The 22,256-nt window shown below is 59.3% G+C and carries 13 protein-coding genes; 7 read left to right on the forward strand and 6 right to left on the reverse strand.

Annotation, left to right across the window (positions count from 1 at the left end):
- Positions 1 to 141: 141 nt before the first annotated feature.
- Positions 142 to 4,992 carry a dermonecrotic toxin domain-containing protein gene (locus FFI16_RS14095; protein ID WP_138815777.1) on the forward strand — a complete coding sequence of 1,617 codons (4,851 nt, stop codon included), beginning with the start codon at positions 142 to 144 and terminating at the stop codon, positions 4,990 to 4,992.
- A gap of 86 nt (positions 4,993 to 5,078) precedes the next feature.
- Here FFI16_RS14095 and FFI16_RS14100 read toward each other — a convergent pair whose 3' ends face one another.
- Entirely contained in the window at positions 5,079 to 12,251 is a 7,173-nt protein-coding gene (locus FFI16_RS14100; protein WP_138815776.1) for an NEL-type E3 ubiquitin ligase domain-containing protein, read from the reverse strand.
- Positions 12,252 to 12,384: 133 nt separating this feature from the next.
- Here FFI16_RS14100 and FFI16_RS14105 point away from each other — a divergent pair, with 133 nt between their 5' ends.
- The gene (locus FFI16_RS14105; protein WP_116667758.1) at positions 12,385 to 12,603 is read left to right on the forward strand and encodes a DUF2970 domain-containing protein; all 219 of its coding nucleotides are present in this window, start codon (positions 12,385 to 12,387) and stop codon (positions 12,601 to 12,603) included.
- On the opposite strand, the gene FFI16_RS14110 is transcribed toward FFI16_RS14105, so the two are convergent.
- Positions 12,600 to 13,667 carry an ABC transporter substrate-binding protein gene (locus FFI16_RS14110; protein ID WP_138815775.1) on the reverse strand — a complete coding sequence of 356 codons (1,068 nt, stop codon included), beginning with the start codon at positions 13,665 to 13,667 and terminating at the stop codon, positions 12,600 to 12,602. The genes FFI16_RS14105 and FFI16_RS14110 overlap by 4 nt on opposite strands.
- A 423-nt stretch (positions 13,668 to 14,090) precedes the next feature.
- On the opposite strand from FFI16_RS14110, the gene FFI16_RS14115 reads away from it, so the two are divergent.
- The 3 genes from FFI16_RS14115 (at position 14,091) to poxB (ending at position 18,114) form a co-directional block, all read left to right on the forward strand.
- A complete protein-coding gene (locus FFI16_RS14115; RefSeq protein ID WP_099549122.1) occupies positions 14,091 to 15,749 on the forward strand; it encodes a nitrite/sulfite reductase in 1,659 nt (552 codons plus the stop codon).
- A complete protein-coding gene (locus FFI16_RS14120) occupies positions 15,733 to 16,227 on the forward strand; it encodes a DUF934 domain-containing protein (protein ID WP_017136920.1) in 495 nt (164 codons plus the stop codon). The genes FFI16_RS14115 and FFI16_RS14120 overlap by 17 nt, the downstream gene beginning before the upstream one ends.
- Positions 16,228 to 16,389: 162 nt before the next feature.
- On the forward strand, positions 16,390 to 18,114 hold the full coding sequence (gene poxB, locus FFI16_RS14125) for a ubiquinone-dependent pyruvate dehydrogenase (RefSeq protein WP_138815774.1): 1,725 nt from the start codon (positions 16,390 to 16,392) through the stop codon (positions 18,112 to 18,114).
- Positions 18,115 to 18,117: 3 nt separating this feature from the next.
- Here poxB and FFI16_RS14130 read toward each other — a convergent pair whose 3' ends face one another.
- Positions 18,118 to 18,972: a LysR family transcriptional regulator gene (locus FFI16_RS14130; protein WP_138815773.1), complete on the reverse strand. Its 855-nt coding sequence runs from the start codon at positions 18,970 to 18,972 to the stop codon at positions 18,118 to 18,120.
- Between the two features lie 95 nt (positions 18,973 to 19,067).
- Here FFI16_RS14130 and FFI16_RS14135 point away from each other — a divergent pair, with 95 nt between their 5' ends.
- Complete coding sequence (locus FFI16_RS14135) at positions 19,068 to 19,709, forward strand: FMN-dependent NADH-azoreductase (protein WP_138815772.1); 642 nt, start codon at positions 19,068 to 19,070, stop codon at positions 19,707 to 19,709.
- A 535-nt stretch (positions 19,710 to 20,244) separates the two neighbouring features.
- On the opposite strand, the gene FFI16_RS14145 is transcribed toward FFI16_RS14135, so the two are convergent.
- Positions 20,245 to 20,802 (reverse strand): NADPH-dependent FMN reductase, encoded by a 558-nt coding sequence (locus tag FFI16_RS14145; protein WP_017136924.1) that lies wholly within the window; start codon positions 20,800 to 20,802, stop codon positions 20,245 to 20,247.
- A gap of 227 nt (positions 20,803 to 21,029) precedes the next feature.
- Between FFI16_RS14145 and FFI16_RS14150 the strand changes: the two genes are divergently transcribed.
- Positions 21,030 to 21,266 (forward strand): hypothetical protein, encoded by a 237-nt coding sequence (locus FFI16_RS14150; protein WP_017136925.1) that lies wholly within the window; start codon positions 21,030 to 21,032, stop codon positions 21,264 to 21,266.
- Positions 21,267 to 21,326: 60 nt separating this feature from the next.
- Here the strand turns inward: FFI16_RS14150 and FFI16_RS14155 are convergent, their stop codons facing one another.
- Both FFI16_RS14155 and gspG read right to left on the reverse strand, forming a co-directional pair.
- Positions 21,327 to 21,671, reverse strand: a complete 345-nt coding sequence (locus FFI16_RS14155; protein ID WP_138815771.1) for a hypothetical protein — start codon at positions 21,669 to 21,671, stop codon at positions 21,327 to 21,329.
- Between the two features lie 103 nt (positions 21,672 to 21,774).
- Positions 21,775 to 22,221: a type II secretion system major pseudopilin GspG gene (gspG, locus tag FFI16_RS14160; RefSeq protein ID WP_138815770.1), complete on the reverse strand. Its 447-nt coding sequence runs from the start codon at positions 22,219 to 22,221 to the stop codon at positions 21,775 to 21,777.
- Between the last annotated feature and the right edge of the window lie 35 nt (positions 22,222 to 22,256).

Below are 22,256 nucleotides of genomic sequence, written 5' to 3' on the forward strand. Positions count from 1 at the left end.
CGCCCGCCGCGCCCGGCGGTGCATATATGACCTCGTGTGCGTTCGGTGCGGGGCGCCGGCAGTGGTATTCCTGTACCGCCTGCGCGGTCACCACATTCGATTACCTGTCGTTTCTTATCAAACAGGCAAAAGGATTTCATCATGCCCACCCCGAGCTCCCTCACGGCCCTGAACCAGTTACCCGCCCAGGCCATCCATACGCATTTTGCTACGCGCCCGGCCTTGTACTCCGTGGTGTTCAATGCCTTGCGCAGCCGTATCCTGGAGCGCTACCCGTCACTCAAGCTGGACTTGTCGGCCGTCAAGCTCGCTATCCCGCACCCGGACGGGGTTTACACCTACCGGCCATTGATGGAAGTCGCCATCGCCCATGTGCTCAACCCGCAGTTACTCGACCTGCGCCCCAAACGCGAACTGCCGTATTACCTGACTCAACAGATCCCCACGATCCTCAAGCCGGACACCGCTGCGCTTATCGACATGCTGGAGATCGCAAATATCATTGATGCCCTGCCCGAATCGATTTACCTGTATTTCCAGACGGCATTGGCCGACTACTGGAGCGAAACCGACAGCCATGGCAGCAGTCGCTGGCAGTGGCTGGGCGAGTTTCTCAACGGCCGGATGACCGCGATGGCCGCCAGCCAATCCAGCTTGAACCCGACTCAGCGGGACATGCTCAGGGTCGTCGCAACCTGGCCGGTGCAAGCCGAGCGCTTGCCACAGTCCAATCCCGCCACTTACGTTTACTTCATTGAGAGCACCTTCACCAACGCCGCCGAGACAGTCAGTTTGCTCACGCCGGACCTGCTGCTGGTACGCGACAAGCAGGTGCTGTTGTACAGCGTGGCCGGGGACATCCAGGTGTTTGACAGCCTCGATGATTTTGGTACTGCCTGGGGAGCCAGGATGCAGGCGCGGTTCCAGTTCGACAGCCTTACGTGGCGGCGCAACGAGCCGAACGGCAATGTGTTCGAGCAACAGGCCGGGCTGATCCTCAATCAACAACTGGAAGACCTGGCGACGTTGAAGTTTCAGGGCCAGGACGAAGTAAGCCTGGGGCGGCGCCTGGAAAAACTCACCGATCCGGCGCTGCTGTTTACCCAGGTGCCGACAGCCGCTGCAGCGACCTTGCAGAAGGTTAATCAACAACTGCCGCCATGGCTTGCGCAAGCCAGCGCCGCCGACCGTTTTGCCTACCATCGCCACGTGCAGGACATGGCGCAGGTGCTGCAACACAACGAGGGCCGCACGTTCAATGAGGGCATTGAGAACATCTACAGTTTCAGCCGCACCGCGCTACGCACGCAGATGCAAGCCGATCATGGCGACTGCGACCCCGACGAAGTGGTGTTGGACTTTGCCGTGGCTGCCGGCTACCCAGGCGGCGCCGGTATTATCGAGCATGTGCGCATGTCACTGACGGAGCTGGCCCTGAAGAACCTCGCCGGCAAGCCTAAAGGCACACTCACGCTGTTCTCCAAAAATGCAGCGCCCCTTCCAAGCTGGCTCAACGAAGACTACCTGTTGGGCAGTACCGGGCTGATCCAGCGCGTCGACATCGGCACCACGTATCCGCAAACAATCAGAGACACCTTGTTGTCCGACACGGTTGACGCACGCCGCCGGGAAACCCTGTTTACCCGCGAACTCAAGGTCAAATTGCCGATGCAGGCGCTGGAGTACAAGATCCGCGGGCAGCATGGCGTCACCGTCACCGGTTATCGCTATGTGAAGGCGTTGATGGGCCAGATGCCCTCGGACAGGATCGTCGACGAACAGGAGATTGTCTTGCGCCCACTGGCCCTGTGCCGCAAAACAGGTGCTGATCCGGATGAAGTCAACAACGCGTTCATTATCGAACCACGTGATACGAGTGTCGGCCCACACCTGCTGTATCAGCCGCTGTATGCCGACGCCCTGCATGAATACCCGACCCGCCAGGCCTTGTTCGACGCGCTGGCCGAACCCGGCGCGCTGCAAGACGCGGTGCTGGCGTGGCTAAGCGACAAGGCTCGCCCCATCTATGACCATGGCGGCATCAAGGAACCGCACATCATTATCTTCCTGCCTGGGGATGAATTCAGCATCCCTGAAAAACCAGCACCTGCGACCCTGGCCGTCGATGAAGGCGCGGGTGAATGGCTGCAATCGCAAGTCAACGGTCAACTGCTCAATCATCTGTTCGGCAGCACGGCAGGGGCATTGGTCGAGCTGGCCGACCGCGAGTCGGTGTCCAACCACGAAAGCCGCTGGGCCATCGTGATGGAAGGCGCGTGGCTGCTGTTCAATACCCTGCTGTTACCGCTGGTGCAGGGCCCGGCCATGCTGGCGGGCTGGTTCATGGTGCTGGTCAGCAGCCTGGAGCAGGATTTGTCCGGCCTGGACAGCCATGACCCTACCACCCGCGAGCTGGCGTTGATTGATCTGTTGCTTAACACTGCTATGGTGCTACTGCACGCCACCGCGCCCGCCGAGCGGTCGCCACAGCCGTTGTCGGAGCCCACCGCGCAGGAGCATGCCCTGCAACTGGAAGCCTGGCGCCACCCGGCAGAACGGGCACCTGCGCAAGCGACACCACAGGTGCATCCACAGGTGCATCTCGGCGCCGTGGCGTTGCCCGGTGAGCCACCCGCCACCGGCCACACGGCCCTGGACTTCAGCCACTCGATTCCCAGCCCCCAGGCCGGCACCCAGGTGCTCAACGCATTGCGTCAAGTGAGCGTGCCTTGGCCCACCCCGCTGCCGGCCCCTATACCAGACGGTGTTTTCAAAGGGCTGTACTGGATTGCCGGCAAGTGGCACGCCAGCATCGCCGGGTTGTTGTTCCAGGCGAACGTGGTGCAAGGTTTCAATGAGGTCTATCTGGTGCATCCCGACCGTCCCCAGCACCCCGGCTTCAAGCTGGTCAGCGATGGCCAAGGGCATTGGCGGCTGGACCGGCGTGCCCGGCTGGAGGGGGGTATGCCTAACGAACGGAAGACTAACTGGAGCACAAACCGTAAGAGCCGACTGGAGGCGCTGAGCTCGGAGTTGGAAATACTCAGTGTCGAAGGGAACTCATTGGCGCCCTTGTGGCAACAGTTTAAAGATGCAGCCGAAAGCGCCCAGAAGCAAATGGAAGAACACAGGCAAGCCTTGAGAGAGGACTGGAAAAGGCTCGCCAACCCTGCATTACTTCCCGCAGTGCGCACCAGAATGGCCGAACGTCATGAACAACGGCAACGCTCGGCATTGCGTGCCACAACCGCGTGGAACATCGCAGTCGACAATTACCAGACCAACGCGCAAACGTATATTTCCATACAGGAAAAATCCCTGAACGCGGCCAAAGAATTGATGCGCTTGGACAGGACACAAGTTCAATTCGAGGAAATACGCGGTATCGCAACAACGAATTTTTACAATCACTTGTTATTCACCTATTCAACTTTGCATCGGAAAATCTCGAACACCCTTGAAACCGGGCGCGGTGAAAGCCTTTCTGAGTTGCGGCGCCGTGTCGAAAGAGAACTGCCTGAGCACATCACGGACGCCTACGAGGAGTTCATCAGCGGTGCCACGCAGCGACTGGAACTGCTCAAAGACTTATTCAAAATCGCAGAAAAGACTGAAGCCACACTGCAAGAAGCCGGTGCGGCATTGAGGGAAAAACTAAGGATAAGCTTCGCGCCCTCCCAGCCGATTTCTTCATTTATCGTGGAACAGCACATCCTGATGTCGTTTATTGACTTGATCGTCAATCGGGCGCTTGGCGCCGGTAACCCAGAGGAGCGTCCTTACCTTGATCTACTCACTGATCTGCGAGCGGCTACATCCCTACTCACCCATATCGAAATGCAAACCACCGGCGGTTACTCGCCGACCGATCAAATCGCCATACTCAGGGGCTCGCTCCAGCAGTACGTCCAGCTGGAAAACGCCGTTAACGCGTTAGTTGAAATGCCTTCCAGGATGTTGCGAGAACAATACACAGACCCGTTTCTGAAACAGTTCAGTCAGTCACGCACAGCCCTGGAAGCACAATTGGCCTCCTTGATCTTGTCTGAGCAAGGATTTGCCCGTCTACCCGCCCCCAACCGGACCGTCCGGCAAAAACCCACCAACCGCCGAGTGATCAAGACCCGCAACCGTGGAACCCTGGTGGGTGACCTACGCCCGAGCGAGCCAGGTGTTGAAGGCAGTTTTGTCGACGTTATTGACCCATTCACCGAGACAGTCGTCGCCTCCTACCACGAACACGCCAGTGAAGGTGTTTGGACTGTCGTCGAAGCCCCGAGTGCGCCGACAACAGCGCCCAGGCCTGCGCCTCGCCCATTGAGAGGAATGCGAAGAATCAAAGCGGATGCACAGGCCCTCGAAAACGAGCGAATCCGCATTGATAACGTTATCAGCTATCAACAAAACAAACTCCAGGATCCGAGTCGACGAGAGACCGTCAACCCCAAGGATTGGGAAGAGATGCTGAGTCAACATGCAGCGCAATTTGCAGCACTGGCCAAGGAACTTGAGAGTGGGACCGGCGAACAAGTCGCTGCCCTGCGCAAGCGTTACGATGACGCGGCAAAGGCTGCCTCTAAACAGGCTTACCAGGTGTGCGCCGAAGGGTATTTGCTACAGCGCCCCAAAGCCTACAAGGTCGACTATTTACACACCCATGGGTTTGTCGATATCAACCTGGTGAAAAAACGCATTGCACTGAAGGCCGGTGACTTTCTCACCGAATATGTCATACGTGACAAACGTAAAATCGAAGCAGGAATAAAGGGGGAGGAAGCCAACCTGTGGTACGCGCATTTCCATTACACCGCCGTCGACTCGCCCGTCTCACCGCCTAATTATGGCCACCTGAAGACCCCGGCAGAACGCCTGTTTACGCGCAAAGAACTGATGGAGCGGGACAAGGCCAATAACCGCGTCGTGATCTATCTGGATGACGCCCGGATCGAGGCACCGCTGGATCAACAACTGTTCCTGGCCCTGGAAGTATAAGGCGCTTCTTGATCGTTCCCACACGTGGGAACGATCCTAACCAAGGCTTAAAGCAAGGAAGCGAGCACGCCCGCTTCCTGACTTGACTACGGCCGTGTCGACGGGCCGGGCTGCGGCGAAGCCGGGCTGCTCGGTGCCGGAGCCACAGTACCCGTCGCGAGTTCCGACACCGCGTTGCGAGACAATTCAAGCAGCAACTGCACCCGTGCGCTATCTCGAGCAAACTGCATTTGGTTCAGTGCCGCCGTGTAGCGTGGATCGCTGAGGTCTCCTTCATATTCGTCCTCGAGTGCCTCATGCCTTGCACGAGCGTTACTCTCAAGCTGTTGGAACTCATCGGGATAACGCTCTTTCAGATAGAGGATCCAGTAATCTTCGCGAATAAGGCGCTCATAAAACGCGCCGGACGCTTCCGCCGTCAACACTTGGTTGCGCACGCGATTTAACACTTCCCCCTCGATCGGCCTACCATATTGCATATGCCTGGGTTGCCCCGGCAGCTCCAGCCCATCGGGCCAGCCATGGGTCAAACCAATCCGGTACTCCAGGCGCACCTCGGCCTCGTCTCCCCCTCGGGTATTGCGCATGGCAATGGTATCGATCTGCTCCACCCGGAATAATTGCCGGGACAGCTCCAGCAGACGTTGCCCTCTAAGCCTGAGGGTATCAACCGGGACTTCACGCAACACCTGCTCTACGAGCACCATCACTTCCATTGAACTGAACGTAAGGATGCGCCCGTCAACACAGGTGCCATGGGTTGCCGAGGCGGCGAACAACGACTCGCGCATCTGCGCACTGCCGGCGGCGCTTTCGATCACCCCCCATACCCGGCGGGTAAGATCAGCCCGGCTGAACTGGTACTCAGGGGTGTCGCGTAGCCGTTCGAGCAGATGGAAGAAGCGCTCACTCAGTGGTTCCTGGGACAATTGCAGCCACAACTGCTGCCGGGCCGTGACCAACTCTTGAGGTGAGGACGCCAGCCAGGAGGCCAGCACCGCGTTTCCAGCATCCCCCTCTGGGTCCTGGATATCCTCCAGGGACTCATCTGCGCCGTCATCGCCATCGCCTTCATCATCGGAATCAGAAGAGTCGGCTTCTTCATGCTGCTCGATTCCTCGCTCGATATCTGCGCGACTCCAGCCCATCACCGGCCCATCGCTGTAGTCCCTCATCTCATCAAGGCTGTTGAATGAAAGCAATTCGTTCTCGGAAAGGTCCGTCCCCTGCACCAGCGCATGATGACTGCCATCAAGCAAGCCCTCGGGCAGTTCTCTGATCTCATTGCCACACAGGTTCAGCGTTCGCAGGCTCGAAGATTGCAGTGTATCGTCGGGCCACTCGTTCAGAGCGTTATAACTCAGGTCCAACGTTTCAAGCCGACTGAAGGCTTGGACGCTGAACTCTCTGAGGTTGTTTCTGCCCAGATCCAACCGTCGCAAGCGTTCGCCTCCCGCCAGGCGATACAAAGGCTCGGGGTCGGTGATGGCATTAGCGCTCAACTCCAGTTCCTCAAGCTGAGCCATGCGCCCCACCGCCTCGGGAACGACCGACAGATTATTACCACTCAGGACCAGCTTGCGTACCGAAGGAAAGCTGTTGAGGAAGCCTTCGGCACCCGCCACCGAGACCTTTAAACCGGTTAAATTCAGCGTGTGGACATAATTATGCTGCACCGTCAATTCGGGTAGATTATCGACTTGCAGGCCTTGCAGGTTCAGTTCATAACCGGTTTCGGCTGACAAGCCGGTTTGCCAGCACTCAGCGAGTTTGATGGCGACAAGACGACGTGTCTGCGCCACCTGTCTGGCGTTCAGGCCGGGTAACTCGCGGGTATACAGCCAGCCGTTAAGCGCGCGCGTCAGGGTCTCGTATTCCTGGTGCCAGTTGGTCAACATGGCATCTATTTGCAGGTCACTCATCCCACCGACAGTACGTAACTGCTCGAACCATTGCAGAGCCTTTTCCTCGGTCACCGACGGGGACAGTTCCTGCAAGCGCCCGACAAACCCCACGCGCCCTTTGATCACCGTGATTCGCCGGGGCAAAGGCAACAAATAATTCATCTTCGTCAGGCCAGTTTCCGCAGGAGGAAAGACGGCCGGCACACTTTGCTGTTCAAACCGCGCCAGCGCACCCTGTGGCAAGCCTCCGGCGCCCTCAATGCGCTGGCGTGCTGATTCCAGCTCAGCCTCACCCGCCGTACTGAAGGGGTTTGCCGCCAAGTTGGTTTTCAACAATAGCGCGTCATTGGCCAGCACCTCGGGCGGCAGGCTCACCAGTTGATTGTCGCGCAGGTCCAGCCAGGTTAATTGCGGCAGGCGCTCGGCTCCGGCCGGCCAGGCCTGCAATGCAGTCCCGCGCAAGTTCAACGCCCTGAGCTGCGTCAGTTCGCTGACATCCACGCCGGTAAGCGGGTTGCTGCCATGACTCAGGTCCAGGAATTGAAGGCTCTTGAGATCATTGAGTTGCGCCTGCAAGGCCGGCATAGCCAAGCGGTTGTTGGAAAGGTCGAGCCGGGTCAAGGCCGGAAGATCGCCCTTGCCTATGGGTATTTCAGTCAAGCCCAGGCCGTTGAGTTCAAGGGTTTGCGTATTGCTGAATGCGCGAATAAAGCCGCGGGTCTGCTCAATCGATGCCCCCGGCCAACGCTGGCGCAGAGTGCTTACATGGGCAAAGCTTGCGGCGGGTAACTCGGGCAGTTCAACCGAATCCCCCTGCAACAGCGGGGTGCTCGCTGCAAACGCCGGTTCCGGCAACTCAAACACCGGACAAGTGCTGTAGATTCCATACTCCTTGCCTGCGGCCGCCCACCAATTGAACTCAAGCGCACTGATTACATGGGCATTTGGCCCTGTCTGCCAACCAGCCGAACGCACCCTGAACCGCTGCGCGTTAGTGGCTGGCTGGTTGTAAAACTGCGCAAAAACGCCCGTGTATTTGTCGCTGAGTTGCTCAATAGCATCAAACTGCGCTTCAGGGGTTTGCGCCTTTATGATTATTTTTCGATGCAGTTGGTTAGCCAACATAGAGTCAGGGGTCAGGAACTGCAGCTCACCCCTGGTGTAGTCGCTGACCATCTGGTGCAAGTCAACCAAGTGCCCCCTGTTGCCCTTGTAGGCTGTGATGTACTCGTAGGCAGGCCTGAACGCTTGGCGCGAGAACCTTGACCAGTCCATCGACAGCCCTGCCCACAGTTGTTCATGCCCGCTGTAGAGCCTGGCGGGCAGCTCACCGATCGCGGTGCGGCTCAAATCGAGACGTTCCAGGCTCGGCAGGTTCTCAACATAGGCAGGCCACTGCGACAGACCAATCGGCGCCTCGATTGTCAACTTTTTCAGTTGTACCAGCGCTGACAGGTCCAGACTGTTGAGCGCCGTGGCGGAAAAGCCACGGTAATCGATATGCAACTCCTCCAGCGAAGTCAAGGTGTTAAGCCTTGAAAAAAACTCAGGCGCCAGTTGCGCCACCGACGTGCCAAACCTCAGGCTTTTGAGGTGGGTCATATCGCTCACCACCGAGGGTACTGTCATCAGTGTCGAGCCGCGCCCCCTCTCAGCCGGCCCCCATAATACGGGGGGATCGCCCATACACAGGGCTTGTACATTGGGAAACCGCGCCAAAAAAGTTTCCACTTGGGCTTCGTTCATCGGCCCTCCGACCACCGTCAGCGTACGAATATGAGAAAAATCAACCGTCAAAGGCGGTAGATCCCCATCGACGCTGACGTACAAGCGTTCCGCGCCGATGACCCGCCCCACTAACGGCTCCTTGCGCCAGGCCTCCTTGAGCTGTTGCGCCATGCTGGCTCTATAGGAGGACTGACGAGCATCGGAAACAGTGTCGTGCGAGGGCGTGACCCACTCGTCGAGTTTGGACGCCAGTTCTGTGTATTGGCGTTCACGGTTTTGCAGATGGTTGAAGATTGCCTTGTTGTCCTTGCCCTGTGCCTGCAACTCCAGAATGTACTCACCGGCCTGGGTTTCGCTCAGGCCATAGAGCGCTTGCGCGCGTGACTCAAGACTCAAGGTCTGGCCCGCCGCTCGCCCACTGGCGTAATACCCCACCAACGTGTCGTTGATGCGTACCGGCGGCTTGAACCAGCTGCGTTGCGGTGCCAACCATTGCGGTGCCTGGCTGCGATGAAGGTCAGCAAACGCGATGAGTTTTGCTTGCAGTTGCGCACTTTGACCAACGTGCGGTACACCCAGCGCTTGGCGCGCGCCATCGGGCATGGCATGCATCAGCGAGGCGTAAAAATTATCGCCCTGCGTGGGCAGGCTGTTGAGTGCCTCTCCCCGCTCATCGAACGCTTGAAAGCGCGGGCCTTTTTTCACCAGGTACTTCTTGTCCTGTGCCGTGGGACTGCCGATGCTGTCCAGCAACAGGCCGCTGTCACTGCCTTCGCGCACCTCCAGGCGCAACGTGTCGGGCCAGCCCGGCAATTTTTCCAGGGTATGCAGTGCCAGCCGGCGACTGTCCGCCGACGCCATGGTTTCGCTGCGCAAACCCGCGTAGGCCCGGGTCTGCCGACCTTGGATGGCGTACCAGCGCGCCTCCTCCAGCAGGGTCAAAGGCACCCGGCGCGTCGCTTCCAGGCGCTTGAGGTCATCCAGGGAAGCGTGGGCCAGTGTCTCCCGGGCAGCGGCTTCGCTGAGTCCGGGGCAGGTTCGTTGCAATAGCTTGACCTGACTATCGACCGGTTCGGTGCCTGCGTAAAGACTGTCGAAAATCGCCGGTTTGCGGGTTTGGGCAAAGTCGGCGATTTGCTGGCGAAACGTTTGCGGCCTCGCGTCACGGACCCACGCGCCCCCAGGGCCCAACAGACTGGTGACTTCCGTTTCATCCAATGCCGCCAGTATGACCGCAGGTAAGCGCCCACCCAGGACGTCAGCGCGGGAAATCCGGATCGGCGCCTTCGCCACGCCACCACGCGGCACACGCCCAACCCCGTACTTCACGGACTCCCCGGAGAACTCAATGCCCTTGAACACCTCAAGCACCCGCGTTTTTGGCCAACGCGGCATTTCGGCCACCAAAGGCAATGCAAACAGATAACGCTCGTCAATTGGCTGGTTGCCTCGCAGCTGCTCTATCACCTGCCCGCTGCCAGCGTCGGCCTTGAACAAGCGCATGGCATCCAGCAGTTCAGGCGGGGGTACCGCGAGGTCCATGTGCATCTTGCGCAGAGCGCTGTCGCTGACCCCGCTGACATCCGCCACCGTGAGCAACTGCGTGTCGGAAAACGCGTCGGTTTCTGGCCCCATGCGCCGCAACAGGGTGAGGCGATCCCACTCGGCAGGCCGCTCAAGGGTGTGACGCCAGGCCCCCCGACCGTTGCTTTGAAGAATCGGCTGGTAAACCTCGGCGTTGGTCGGATGCTTGATCCTCCAGCTTTTGATCGACTCATCAAAAACCTGCTCGTAGACCTGATCGCCCAGGCGAATACAGGTCTTGCCGTTGAGCGTATATTGCCCCTGCGCGTTGGGCACTGCGCCTGCCTCCAGGGTGACGGCGCTTTCATAGCCCGCCAGGTCCGGCTTCCATAGGCGGGTTTCGCCGTTGGGCAACGTGACCGGGCTGAGGTTTTCGAGCACCGGCTCCGCCCTGGCGGCCCTGAATTTGCTGACCGCTGCCCCGATGCCTGCCATCAGCGCTATCTGGGCCAGGTTTTCGGCCACATCAATCAGGTGCGCCTTGGCCGCGTGCTTGTCGCCCTCGGCCCACTCGATCGAGCCTTCCAGGGTCTCGGTGAGCAATTGCTCGACCATCACCGCCATCATGACTTCACCCAGCACGGGCACAAACATCGACACCAGATTGAGCGCCAGCATCCCGACCTCAAACAAGTGCGCCAGTTTGGCCTCCCGCGCCTTGGCATCGACATCAGCAGTGGGCACCGCATGGGCACGGGCGTCGGCGAGGATCTTGTCGCGATGCTTTTCGTACAGGAACGGCCAAAGGTCGAGCAGCCCGGAAAAGGTGCCGGTACCGCGATAGGGCTTCATGCTGCCGGGCGCAAGGTAAGGGTCGCTTACCGGCTCCATCGTCGCGGGTCTTTCAGGTGGCAGTTCCTTGATCCGTGTAATCGGCGTGCTGCCGAACAGGATCTCTACAAACTTTCGCCACGGAGAGTTCAACGGACCACTTGGGGAGTCAGCGGACTTCTGGGTGAACTGACTGAAATAATAGGGCCGCTGATCATAGGCTACAAACTGACTGAAAAACCGCTGATAGGCCGTAGGCGCGGGATCATCAGCCGCCATCCCTTCACGTGCGGTGAACTGGCGTTTGAGCTCGTCGCGCATGCCCTGTTTGGTATAGCGCTTGAGCGGGTGCGCCGGGTCATTCGGGATGTAAAGAATCAATTCGTCGCTGTAGGCGTCTCCGATTGCAAAGTAAACACAGCCGACCAGTCTTTTTTTCATCAGGCTCATGTCGAGCGGCCACACCCGTTTGCTGCCAAGGGTGGGATAAAGATTGCCATTGACCACCGAAAGGATCATCGCATGATCCGCAGGTTCGATATCGCCGGTCACTAAGGCGTGCTCTGCGGCAGCCTTCATGTTCGCCTTTTGGCTGGCAATAAAGTGTTGACGAAGCGGCGGCTCAGGGCTCGCGTCTACCGGCGCAAAGAACCCTTTCAGATAAGTCTGGTACTGCGCGCCGATATCAAGGCTGCGGCACAAGGTCATGAACTGACTGACCGTCAGGTCGAGGGTGGCCGACTCAAAGGTGTCGCCGTTGGTTATCTCCCGCATAAATCCGGAGGTTGAGTGGTAAGCGCCCGATCTGCACTCCCAGGCTTCAAAGTTATGCAAGCACGCTTGCAGCATCGACAGCTTGAGAAACTCGAATGAGTCGATTTCAACCTCCAGGGCACTGATCTGCAGCGCACGTCGCAGGCAGAGCAATGTCGTGTCGACATCGACCTCCACTTGATACTGGTCTTTCAAGGCGTTGAGCAACAACGGCCTGGCGAAGGCGTCGACGTCCTTGAACGTGGCTATGGTGCTGTCCAATTGGACCTGGGCGATTACGCTAGCCTTGACGCTCGCATTGAGGGCCTTGCGCTGTTCAGGCGAGAGCGTTTTGTACGAGTCCGGTACCACCGGGGTGGCTTTTTTTAGCGCCGACTTGCGCGCCGGTGTCGCGTCGACCAGCCATTGCGGTACGGTCTTTTCGAGAAAATCTGCGTGAATACTCAGGGTTGCTGCCGGCGGTTTGTCGGCGACGTTAGGGGTCGGTAAATCTGTCATATTGTCACTCCTGTGATTTGGAGTGACAGCACAGCACCGCTCAGACCTTGCCCGGTGGTGCATACGTATGAGCACGAGCTCTCAGCGGCAGATTGTCTATGCTCTGTAGGATAATTCAACTCGCGAGGGCGCTATGGACGATCCAATCGACAACAAGCCGCCGACCTTCTGGCAGATGCTGCACAGCGTGATGGCGGCGGCCTTTGGCGTACAAAGCGGCAAGAACCGCGCCCGCGACTTCACCCATGGCAAGCCCAGCCACTTTGTGATCCTGGGCCTGCTGTTCACTGCGGTGTTTGCCTTGACCTTGTTCGGCATCGTCAAGCTGGTACTGCACCTGGCCGGGGTTTAACGCAGCAGCAGTTGCAGGCTGAACGGGTAGCGATAGGACGCAGGCTTGCCCACGGCTGACAGTGCGCGGAAATCCACCGCTGGCATGGGGCCCAACAGGCGTTGTGATTGGTTGGCATCGATCAGCTGGTATAACGCCTCCTGACGGTCACGCCCGCCGTAGGCGCCAATGTCGAGCCCTTTGGCGTCATCATTGATCAGCACCATCGCCCAGCCGCCCAGGGTGAAATGCCCCGCCACCAGGGTGCTCAGGCGCCCGTCCAGGCGCGCCCTGAGGATGTCCGGTGAGCTGTTGACCGCGCTGAACAACGCATCTTTACCCGGCACGCGCCCGCTGGCTTGCAGGGCCTGCATCGCGCCAAGGGCCATTTCATCATTTGCCGACCACACCAGCGCCGCCTGCGGGTAGCGCTTGAACAGTTGGGTGGCCTGCTCAAAGGCGCGCTGGCGACTCCACTCGCCGTACACCAACTGGCGCAAGCGCACTTCGGGGTGTTCGGCCAGTGCGCGGTGCAAGCCTTGTTCGCGCAGTTGCGCGGCCGGAGTGTTCTTGGCGCCGGAAAACGCCAGCAGGTCCAACGCGGTGCCCGGCGCCACCGGGCCATGGCTGCGCAACAAATCAGTGAGCATCAGGTAACCGGCCTGCTCGTCGTCCGCCACCAGGCTGGCGATCCACTGGGCGTCTTTACGCGTATCAAGCAATTGCACTTGGTCGGCAGTCAGCGCGTTGTTCACGACCAGCAACTTGACCCCACTGCCCTGGGCCAGGCGCAATATCTGCGGGGCGACGTATTGCTCGTTGACCAGCACCAGGTAATCGGGGCGTTCGCTGCCTTGCAGCGCTTCGCGGGCCTGGGCCAAGGTGTTATCCGCGTTGCGCTCGGAATAACGCACACGCAAATCCAGGCCGAGGTCCTTGGCGGCGGCCTGCATGAATTGCGCGTAGCTGACCCAGAAGGTTTCCGTGGACGTGCCCGGGTTGAGAAATACCACCGACGTCGCATGGGCGACTGCCCCATACGCGGATCCCAATAACCACACACACGCAATCAGAACCTTCAACATGGTTATTTAAGCCTCGAATGTTGATCGCCATCATAGTGGCAATGCGACAGTCAATCGAGGTTCAATCAACCTTCTTTTACTGGTGGCTAACCCAGAACACGGCGGTTCCCACCACCAGGATAATCAGAAACAGAATGGCCCAGGCATCAACGGTACTGTCAGGTTTACGGGCTTTGGTTGAATTGCTCATTGCATCGCCTCTTGTCGGTTTTATAGGTGATTGCACGAAGACACGAGCACAGTAAAGTTGATGATTGCCCGCATGACAAATGTGGGTATCGCGATAACGGTTCTCATTAGTCAATTTGGTTATTTACATATACTCAAACATCACTTTTGCGCATAAACGCAAACTGGTATCGTGCGCCGGCTCCGTTGGGAGTGCGCGGCCGTGCGCGCAGATTTGCCGAGAACAGGACCTATATGTACGTATACGACGAATACGATCAGCGCATCATCGAGGACCGCGTCAAGCAGTTCCGTGATCAGACCCGACGCTACCTAGCAGGTGAACTGAGCGAAGAAGAGTTCCGCCCTCTGCGCCTGCAAAATGGCCTTTATGTTCAGCGCTTTGCGCCGATGCTGCGGGTTGCCGTGCCTTATGGCCAACTGACCTCGCGCCAGACGCGCATGATGGCCAAGATTGCCCGCGACTTCGACAAAGGCTACGCCCACATCAGTACCCGCCAGAACGTACAGTTCAACTGGCCGGCACTCGAAGACGTGCCGGACATCCTGGCTGAGCTGGCGACCGTGCAGATGCACGCCATTCAGACCAGCGGTAACTGCCTGCGCAACGTGACCACCGACCAATTCGCCGGTGTGGCTGCCGACGAGCTGATCGACCCACGCCCTTGGTGCGAAATCGTGCGTCAGTGGACCACCTTCCACCCGGAATTCGCCTACCTGCCGCGCAAGTTCAAGATCGCCATCAATGGCTCGACCTCGGACCGCGCCGCCATCGAAGTGCACGATATTGGCCTGGAGCCAGTGCACAACGCTGCCGGCGAGTTGGGTTTCCGGGTGCTGGTGGGTGGCGGCCTCGGCCGTACGCCAGTGGTGGGTGCGTTCATCAATGAGTTCCTGCCGTGGCAGGACCTGTTGAGCTACCTCGACGCGATCCTGCGGGTCTACAACCGCTATGGCCGTCGTGACAACAAGTACAAGGCCCGGATCAAGATCCTGGTCAAGGCGCTGACCCCTGAGGTATTTGCCCAGAAGGTCGACGCCGAGATGGAACACCTGCGCGGCGGCCAGACCACCCTGACCGAAGCCGAAGTACACCGTGTGGCCAAGCACTTCGTCGACCCTGAGTACAAGGCCCTGAGCAATCAGGACGCCGAACTGGCGGCCCTCGACCAGCAGCACCCAGGCTTTGCCCGCTGGCGCACGCGCAACACCCTGGCGCACAAAAAGCCAGGCTATGTGGCCGTGACCCTGTCGCTCAAGCCTACGGGTGTTGCACCGGGCGATATCACCGACAAACAGCTGGACGCCGTCGCCGACCTGGCCGAGCGCTACAGCTACGGCCAACTGCGCACCTCCCACGAGCAGAACATCATTCTCGCGGACGTCGAGCAGAGCCAACTGTTCACCCTGTGGGGCGAGTTGCGCGAAGGCGGTTTCGCCACGCCGAACATCGGCCTGCTGACCGACATCATCTGCTGCCCGGGCGGCGACTTCTGCTCCCTGGCCAACGCCAAGTCGATCCCGATTGCCGAATCGATCCAGCGCCGTTTCGACGACCTGGACTACCTGTTCGACATCGGCGAGCTGGACCTGAACATCTCCGGTTGCATGAACGCCTGTGGTCACCACCACGTCGGCCACATCGGCATCCTGGGCGTGGACAAGAAAGGCGAAGAATTCTACCAAGTGTCCCTGGGTGGCAGCGCCAGCCGCGATGCGAGCCTGGGCAAGATCCTCGGCCCGTCCTTCGCCCAGGAAGCCATGCCCGAGGTGATCGGCAAGCTGATCGACGTGTACATCGAACAGCGCACCGAAGATGAGCGTTTCATCGACACCTACCAGCGCATCGGCATCGACCTGTTCAAGGAGCGCGTCTATGCAGCGAATCATTAAAAACAACGAAGTCCTCGACGAAACCTGGCACCTGCTGCCCAAGGACGCGAGCTTCGACGGCATTTCCAACTGCGACGACCTGATCGTGCCGTTGGCCCTGTGGCGCGAACACGGGCACGCCCTCAAGGCCCGCGACGGCGGCCTGGGTGTGTGGCTGGACGCCGACGAGGAAGCCGAAGAGATCGGCGACGACGTGCAGCACTTCCAGGTCATCGCCCTGAACTTCCCGGCCTTCACCGACGGCCGCAACTACTCCAACGCGCGCCTGCTGCGTGACCGTTATGGTTACAAGGGTGAATTGCGCGCGATTGGCGATGTGCTGCGCGACCAACTGTTCTACCTGCGCCGTTGCGGGTTCGATGCTTTCGCCTTGCGCGCCGACAAAGACCCGTATGAAGCGCTGGAAAGTCTCAAGGACTTCTCGGTGACCTACCAGGCTGCCACGGATGAACCGTTGCCGCTGTTCCGTCGCCGCTGAATCTGGCGCTGTGAAAAACCCTGGCTTGCCAGGGTTTTTTTATGGCCGGCGTTTAGTCGGCCCCATGACGCAATCTTCACATTTAAGGGTGAACATCCGCAGTGTTCGAACTGTCCTCTACTGATCAGCAGCCTTTAACCTCACTGACGATTGGAGTTCTTCATGGCGAAAATCAACCTGGCCCAGCAATTGGCGACCACCCTTGAACAGGCGGGCATCAAGCGCATCTGGGGCCTGACCGGCGACAGCCTCAATGGCCTGACCGACGCCCTGCGCACCATGGACAGCATCGAGTGGATGCACGTGCGCCACGAAGAAGTAGCCGCCTTCGCCGCCGGCGCCGAAGCGGCTGCCACCGGCGAGCTGACGGTATGTGCCGGCAGCTGCGGGCCGGGCAACCTGCACCTGATCAATGGCCTGTTCGACTGCCATCGCAACCATGTGCCGGTGTTGGCCATCGCCGCGCAAATCCCCTCCTCCGAGATCGGCCTGAACTACTTTCAGGAAACCCATCCGCAGGAACTGTTCAAAGAGTGCAGCCACTTTATCGAGCTGGTCACCAACCCTGCGCAGATGCCCCAGGTGCTACACCGCGCCATGCGTTCGGCGATCCTCAATCGAGGCGTGGCGGTGGTGGTGATCCCCGGCGATATCTCGTTGCTGGAAGTGGAAGACAAACTCAAACCCTGGCCAGCCCTGCACGCGCCGCGCACCTTGCCGGCAGAACCAGACCTGCAGCGCCTCAGCGAGATCCTGCACAGCAGCGAAAAAGTCACCCTGCTGTGCGGCAGCGGCTGTGCCGGCGCCCACGACCAGGTGGTCGCGTTGGCCGATGCCCTGGGCGCGCCGGTGGTGCATGCCTTGCGCGGCAAGGAGCACGTGGAGTGGGACAACCCGTTTGACGTGGGCATGACCGGCCTGATCGGCTTCAGCTCCGGCTACCACGCAATGCTCAACTGCGACACGCTGATCATGCTCGGCACCGACTTCCCGTATCGCCAGTTCTACCCTACCGACGCCAAGATCATCCAGGTCGACCGCAACCCGCAGGCGCTGGGCCGTCGTGCCACGCTGGACCTCGGCATCGCGGCCGATGTGAGCGAGACCATCGACGCACTGTTGCCACGCCTGACGCGCAAGACCGATCGCAGCTTCCTCGACACTTCGTTGAAACACTATGAAAAAGCCCGCCAAGGCCTGGATGATTTGGCGCAGCCATCGAAGGCCGACCGGCCGATTCACCCGCAGTACGTGGCGCGCTTGCTCAGCGAACTGGCGGATGACGATGCGATTTTCACCGCCGACGTCGGTTCGCCCACTGTGTGGGCTGCGCGGTATTTGAAGATGAACGGCAAACGTCGCCTGATCGGCTCGTTCAACCACGGTTCGATGGCCAATGCCATGCCCCAGGCCATCGGTGCGCAGGCGGCATTTCCCGGGCGGCAAGTGATCTCGATGTCCGGCGACGGTGGCTTTGCCATGTTGATGGGCGACTTCATTTCGCTGGCGCAGTTGAAACTGCCGGTGAAAGTCATCGTGTTCGATAACTCCTCACTCGGGTTTGTGGCCATGGAGATGAAGGCCGCCGGTTACCTGGACACCGGCACCGAGCTGAAAAACCCGGATTTTGCTGCGATGTCCAACGCCATGGGCATCCTCGGCATTCGCGTGGAGCAGTCCGAAGATCTCGAACCGGCCTTGCGCCGCGCCCTGGCCCATGACGGCCCGGTGCTGGTGGATGTGGTCACCGCCACCCAGGAACTGGTGATGCCGCCAACCATCAAGCTGGAACAGGCCAAGGGTTTCAGCCTGTATATGCTCAAGGCGGTGATGAGCGGGCGTGGCGATGAAGTGCTCGAACTGGCGCGCACCAACTGGTTGCGCTGAGCATCAGTGGCGACGAACAGCGCCGTAGCGGACCACCACCTGGGTGATTATTTCAACCAGGCGCGGGTCCGCCTCCGGGGCGCTGAACAGGCGGAACTCGGCATCGGGCAACGCGGGTAAACCGTATTCGGTGCCGAGTACCGTCAAGCCCGGCCCGACTTGGCTCTGCGCCATCGGCGCAATGGCAAACCCGGCCAACGCTGCGGCATGCAACGCCGCATAGCTGCTGCACTGCATGGCGCTGCGCTGGGCGATGCCGGCTTGGGCCAGACGGGTCAGCGCCGCCTCGCGGTAGGGGCAAGGCTCGGGAAACAAGGCCAGGGGCAACGGGTTCGGCAAGGCCACCAGCGGCTGCCCGGACCAGGCCCACACTAACGGCTCACGCCACAGTGCCAAACCTGGCTCACTGGACTCGCACAACGACCCCAGCACCACATCCAGCTCACCCTGCTTCATCAAACTCAACAACGAACCGGGAATGCCCACTTGCACGCTGATGTGCATGCCAGGGTACTGCGCCTCGACGTTTTGCAGTTCACGCAACAGGCGCGCATCCGCGAACTCTTCCGACACGCCTACGCGCAGGTTTCCTTCAAACGCCGAACGCGTCAGCGCGGCCCAGGCGTCCCGGTTCAGCGCCAGGATGCCACGGGCATAGGCCATCAACCGTTCGCCATCCGGCGTCAATTGCTGGGAGCGCGTGGTGCGGGTAAGCAAGGGCTTGCCCACCTGCTCCTCCAGGCGGCGCAAATGCCCACTGACGGCCGACTGGGTCAGGTGCAGGCGCTCTGCGGCGCGGCTGAAACCGCCCTCATCGACCACTGCAACGAAGGTTTTGAGCAACAAGACGTCGAACATATTCTGATTGGTGATCAATAGGTTGTTTAAATACGATTTATATTTCAATAAGCGCTATGTTGCAATGCCTCGGTCAACTTTCCCCGAGGCCCACCATGACCACACTCCTGCACATCGAATGTTCGCCGCGTAAACAACGCTCCGCCTCCCTGGAAATCGCTCGCCAGTTTATCGCCCGCTACCAGCAGAACGCCCCGGACACCCAGGTGGTGACCCTGGATTTATGGGCGCTGGACTTGCCGGAGTTTGACGGGCCGGTGATGGACGCCAAATACGCCGGTATCGCGGGCACGCCATTAAGCGCAGCACAAAGCGCTGCCTGGGCGACACTCACAGCGCTGGCGGCTCACCTGCATCAGGCCGACGTGCTGGTGTTCTCGGTGCCGCTGTGGAATTTCGCGATTCCCTACAAGCTCAAGCACTTTATCGACGTGGTGTCGCAGAAGGACGTGCTGTTTGAATTCAGCCCGGAGCATGGATTGCGCGGGCTCCTGCATAACAAGATCGCAGTGAATGTGTATGCGCGAGGAATGGATTTTTCTGCACCTGGCGCGCAAGCGATGGACTTTCAGAAGCCCTACCTGGAGGCATGGCTGGGGTTTATCGGGGTGAGCGAGGTGCACTCGCTTTTTGTAGAAAAAACTATCTTGGGGCCGGAGGTGGATCAGGCGTCGCGCCTTGAAAGTGCGGGGTTGGCGCTGAAGCTTGCCGATCGATTGGGGGCGGTTGGGGGTTAGGACCTGCGCAGCCATACTCGGTCAAAGGAGGGAGCGGGCTTGCTCGCGAATGCGGTGTATCAGTGACAGGTGAATTGACTGACACACCGCTTTCGCGAGCAAGCCCGCTCCCACATTTAGACCGCGTCACATCAGGTACATAGGCTTTTGCTTTGCACTTGATCTGGCTCTTGCTTCAACCACTCAGGTCGGCTTTCAGGCCGCCGTGCTCTGCTTTTGATCTGCTTTTGATCTCGAATCGCCCCGTTAACCACGATGGCCGAACGCAGGCTTGAATCCGTGGGTAACCCGGCAGGACGCCGGGTTAGCCGCGCTGGGCCAAGGATGGCCCATCGCGGCGGCCCACGGATTCAAGCCTTCGTTCTGGCATGCCGAGCCTAGGCGAGGCACCGAGTGGTGGGGCGAAGACTTTTTGGTTACTTTTGTCTGGGCCGGCATTCCGGTCTTTACAAAAGTGACCCGCCGTCAGGACGGAACCCTAAGTAGCCAACACCGCAGTAACGGATATGTACACAAACACCCCCACTAATAGCCATCAACCCAACTGTTTCTCAACCCACTTACCATACCCATCAATAAACGCCTGCAAAAACGGCCGGGTCTTCTCCGACACCTTGCCCGCCTCATCAAACACGCTACCCGCGCCCCCCAGGTACGCCTCGGGCTGCTGCATACAAGGCACATCCAAAAACACCAGCGACTGACGCAAATGGTGGTTCGCCCCAAACCCACCAATGGCCCCCGGCGACACGCTGATGATCGCCCCAGGCTTACCACCATAGACACTTTGCCCATAAGGACGAGACCCAACGTCAATGGCGTTCTTCAACGGGGCCGGCACAGAGCGGTTATATTCCGGGGTCACAAACAACACCGCGTCGGATGAGCGTACCTGCTGACGGAAAGTACTGTAGGCTGCGGGCGGCGCGGTACCGTCGATGTCTTCGTTGTAGAGCGGCAAATCGCCAATTTCCACAATGTTCAACTTAAGGTTGGCAGGTGCCAGTTCGGCCAATGCCAACGCGACCTTACGGTTGATCGACTCTTTTCTAAGGCTGCCAACCAGGACGGCAATCGTGTAGACCTTGCTCATTGAGGTTTCCCGACGTCTGACTAAAGGAACTTGTAGTTATAGAGCCTTCGCGACGGCTTCACCAGCGGGTTTTGATACTCCCAACAGCGTTTCCCACAAAGCCACCCGCGTAGGAAGCGTCTGAAAACATCAACGAATAGTATTTTTTTTCCATAGGTAAACTACCCCGCTCCATGACGGTCTACAGAACCGCAAATCGAGTGTTTATCTCCAGAGGTTCTAAACAGATGGCTGCAGTACTTGTCGGACAGTTCCATGCCAGAGACGCGGAAGGACGCGTGTATTCGGTGCATGAGTTCCAGGAATCCAACCCGGCGCAGGACAGCCAGGCTGGCTCGACGCCTACCACCACCTACAAGCTGGCCATTGGCGACCGTGTAGAGAAATTGGAAGGCGATGAATTCAAATTGATCCAGTCGGGGACCATCATCGTCCGCGAATCGCAAACCACCCTCGCTTCATAAGATCGCGCCTTATCGACCTGCTCAGTCCTGGCCATTACTGGCGTTGACTGGGCCGGGTGATCACGGCCGGCGTATCTGCGTCACTTCCACGCCTTGCTCACCGTCCAGTTGCTTGAGCGTCACCAGCAACCGCCCCCGCTCGCCTTCAACGGCATACAGCGAACGCTTGTAGCCCGGCGTGCCGTAGGCGGGATACGCCACCACCTGCCTGACCAGCGCAATCTCCAGCACCGCGCCGACTTGCTCGCTCACCTGTTCCTGGGAACGGATAAACGCCTCAAGGGCATGGTTTTCCGGGAGGTGTTCGTCTTGATTATTGAAGAGATAAGCAGCCACGCAGCCAATGGTCACCAGGACCAGCAGTTGTTTGGCCGTTACCCCGAAAAAAGTCGAGGGTAGAGGCATGTGAGACCAGACCTGTTGTTGTTTTAAGTGCCGGGGAAGCGGCATTGGTCGTTGATGATCAGATGCGCCATTCTAATCAGGTCGATGGGGAATGCCAGGTGATTCAGTGGTCACCGTAGGTAATATCCTTGTTAGCGCCGACGCCGCCCAGGGTTCGGTCCTTGCCGAATGAAAACAGATCGAAGGGGGCGTCGGGCTGGGTCGCCGGGTAGTGGTACTGATAGGCGACGCCCCAAGGGTCGGTCAATAGCTCTTCCTTGATGTAGGGGCCTTTGCTGTTGGCCGATGGCGCAGATTGCGCGGTCAACACCTCAAGGCCTTCCTCATCGGTGGGATAACGGCCGGTGTCTTGATGAAACTGCTCGACAGCCTTGCCCAGCTCCGCCACCTGCGCCTTGGCAGTGGCGATTTCCGCCAGCGTCACATCCCCGAACAAGCGTGGCCCCAGCGCCAAGGCCAGCAAGCCCATGATGACCAGCACCACCAGCACCGCCCAGCGCGTGAAGCCGCGCTGGGTGGGTATTTTTCCGTTTAAGAGACTTGCTGGCATTTTGAGGCTCCCCCTTTCCCTCGATTGATACATTC

The organism is Pseudomonas sp. KBS0710 (genome assembly GCF_005938045.2).
Taxonomy (GTDB): Bacteria; Pseudomonadota; Gammaproteobacteria; order Pseudomonadales; family Pseudomonadaceae; genus Aquipseudomonas.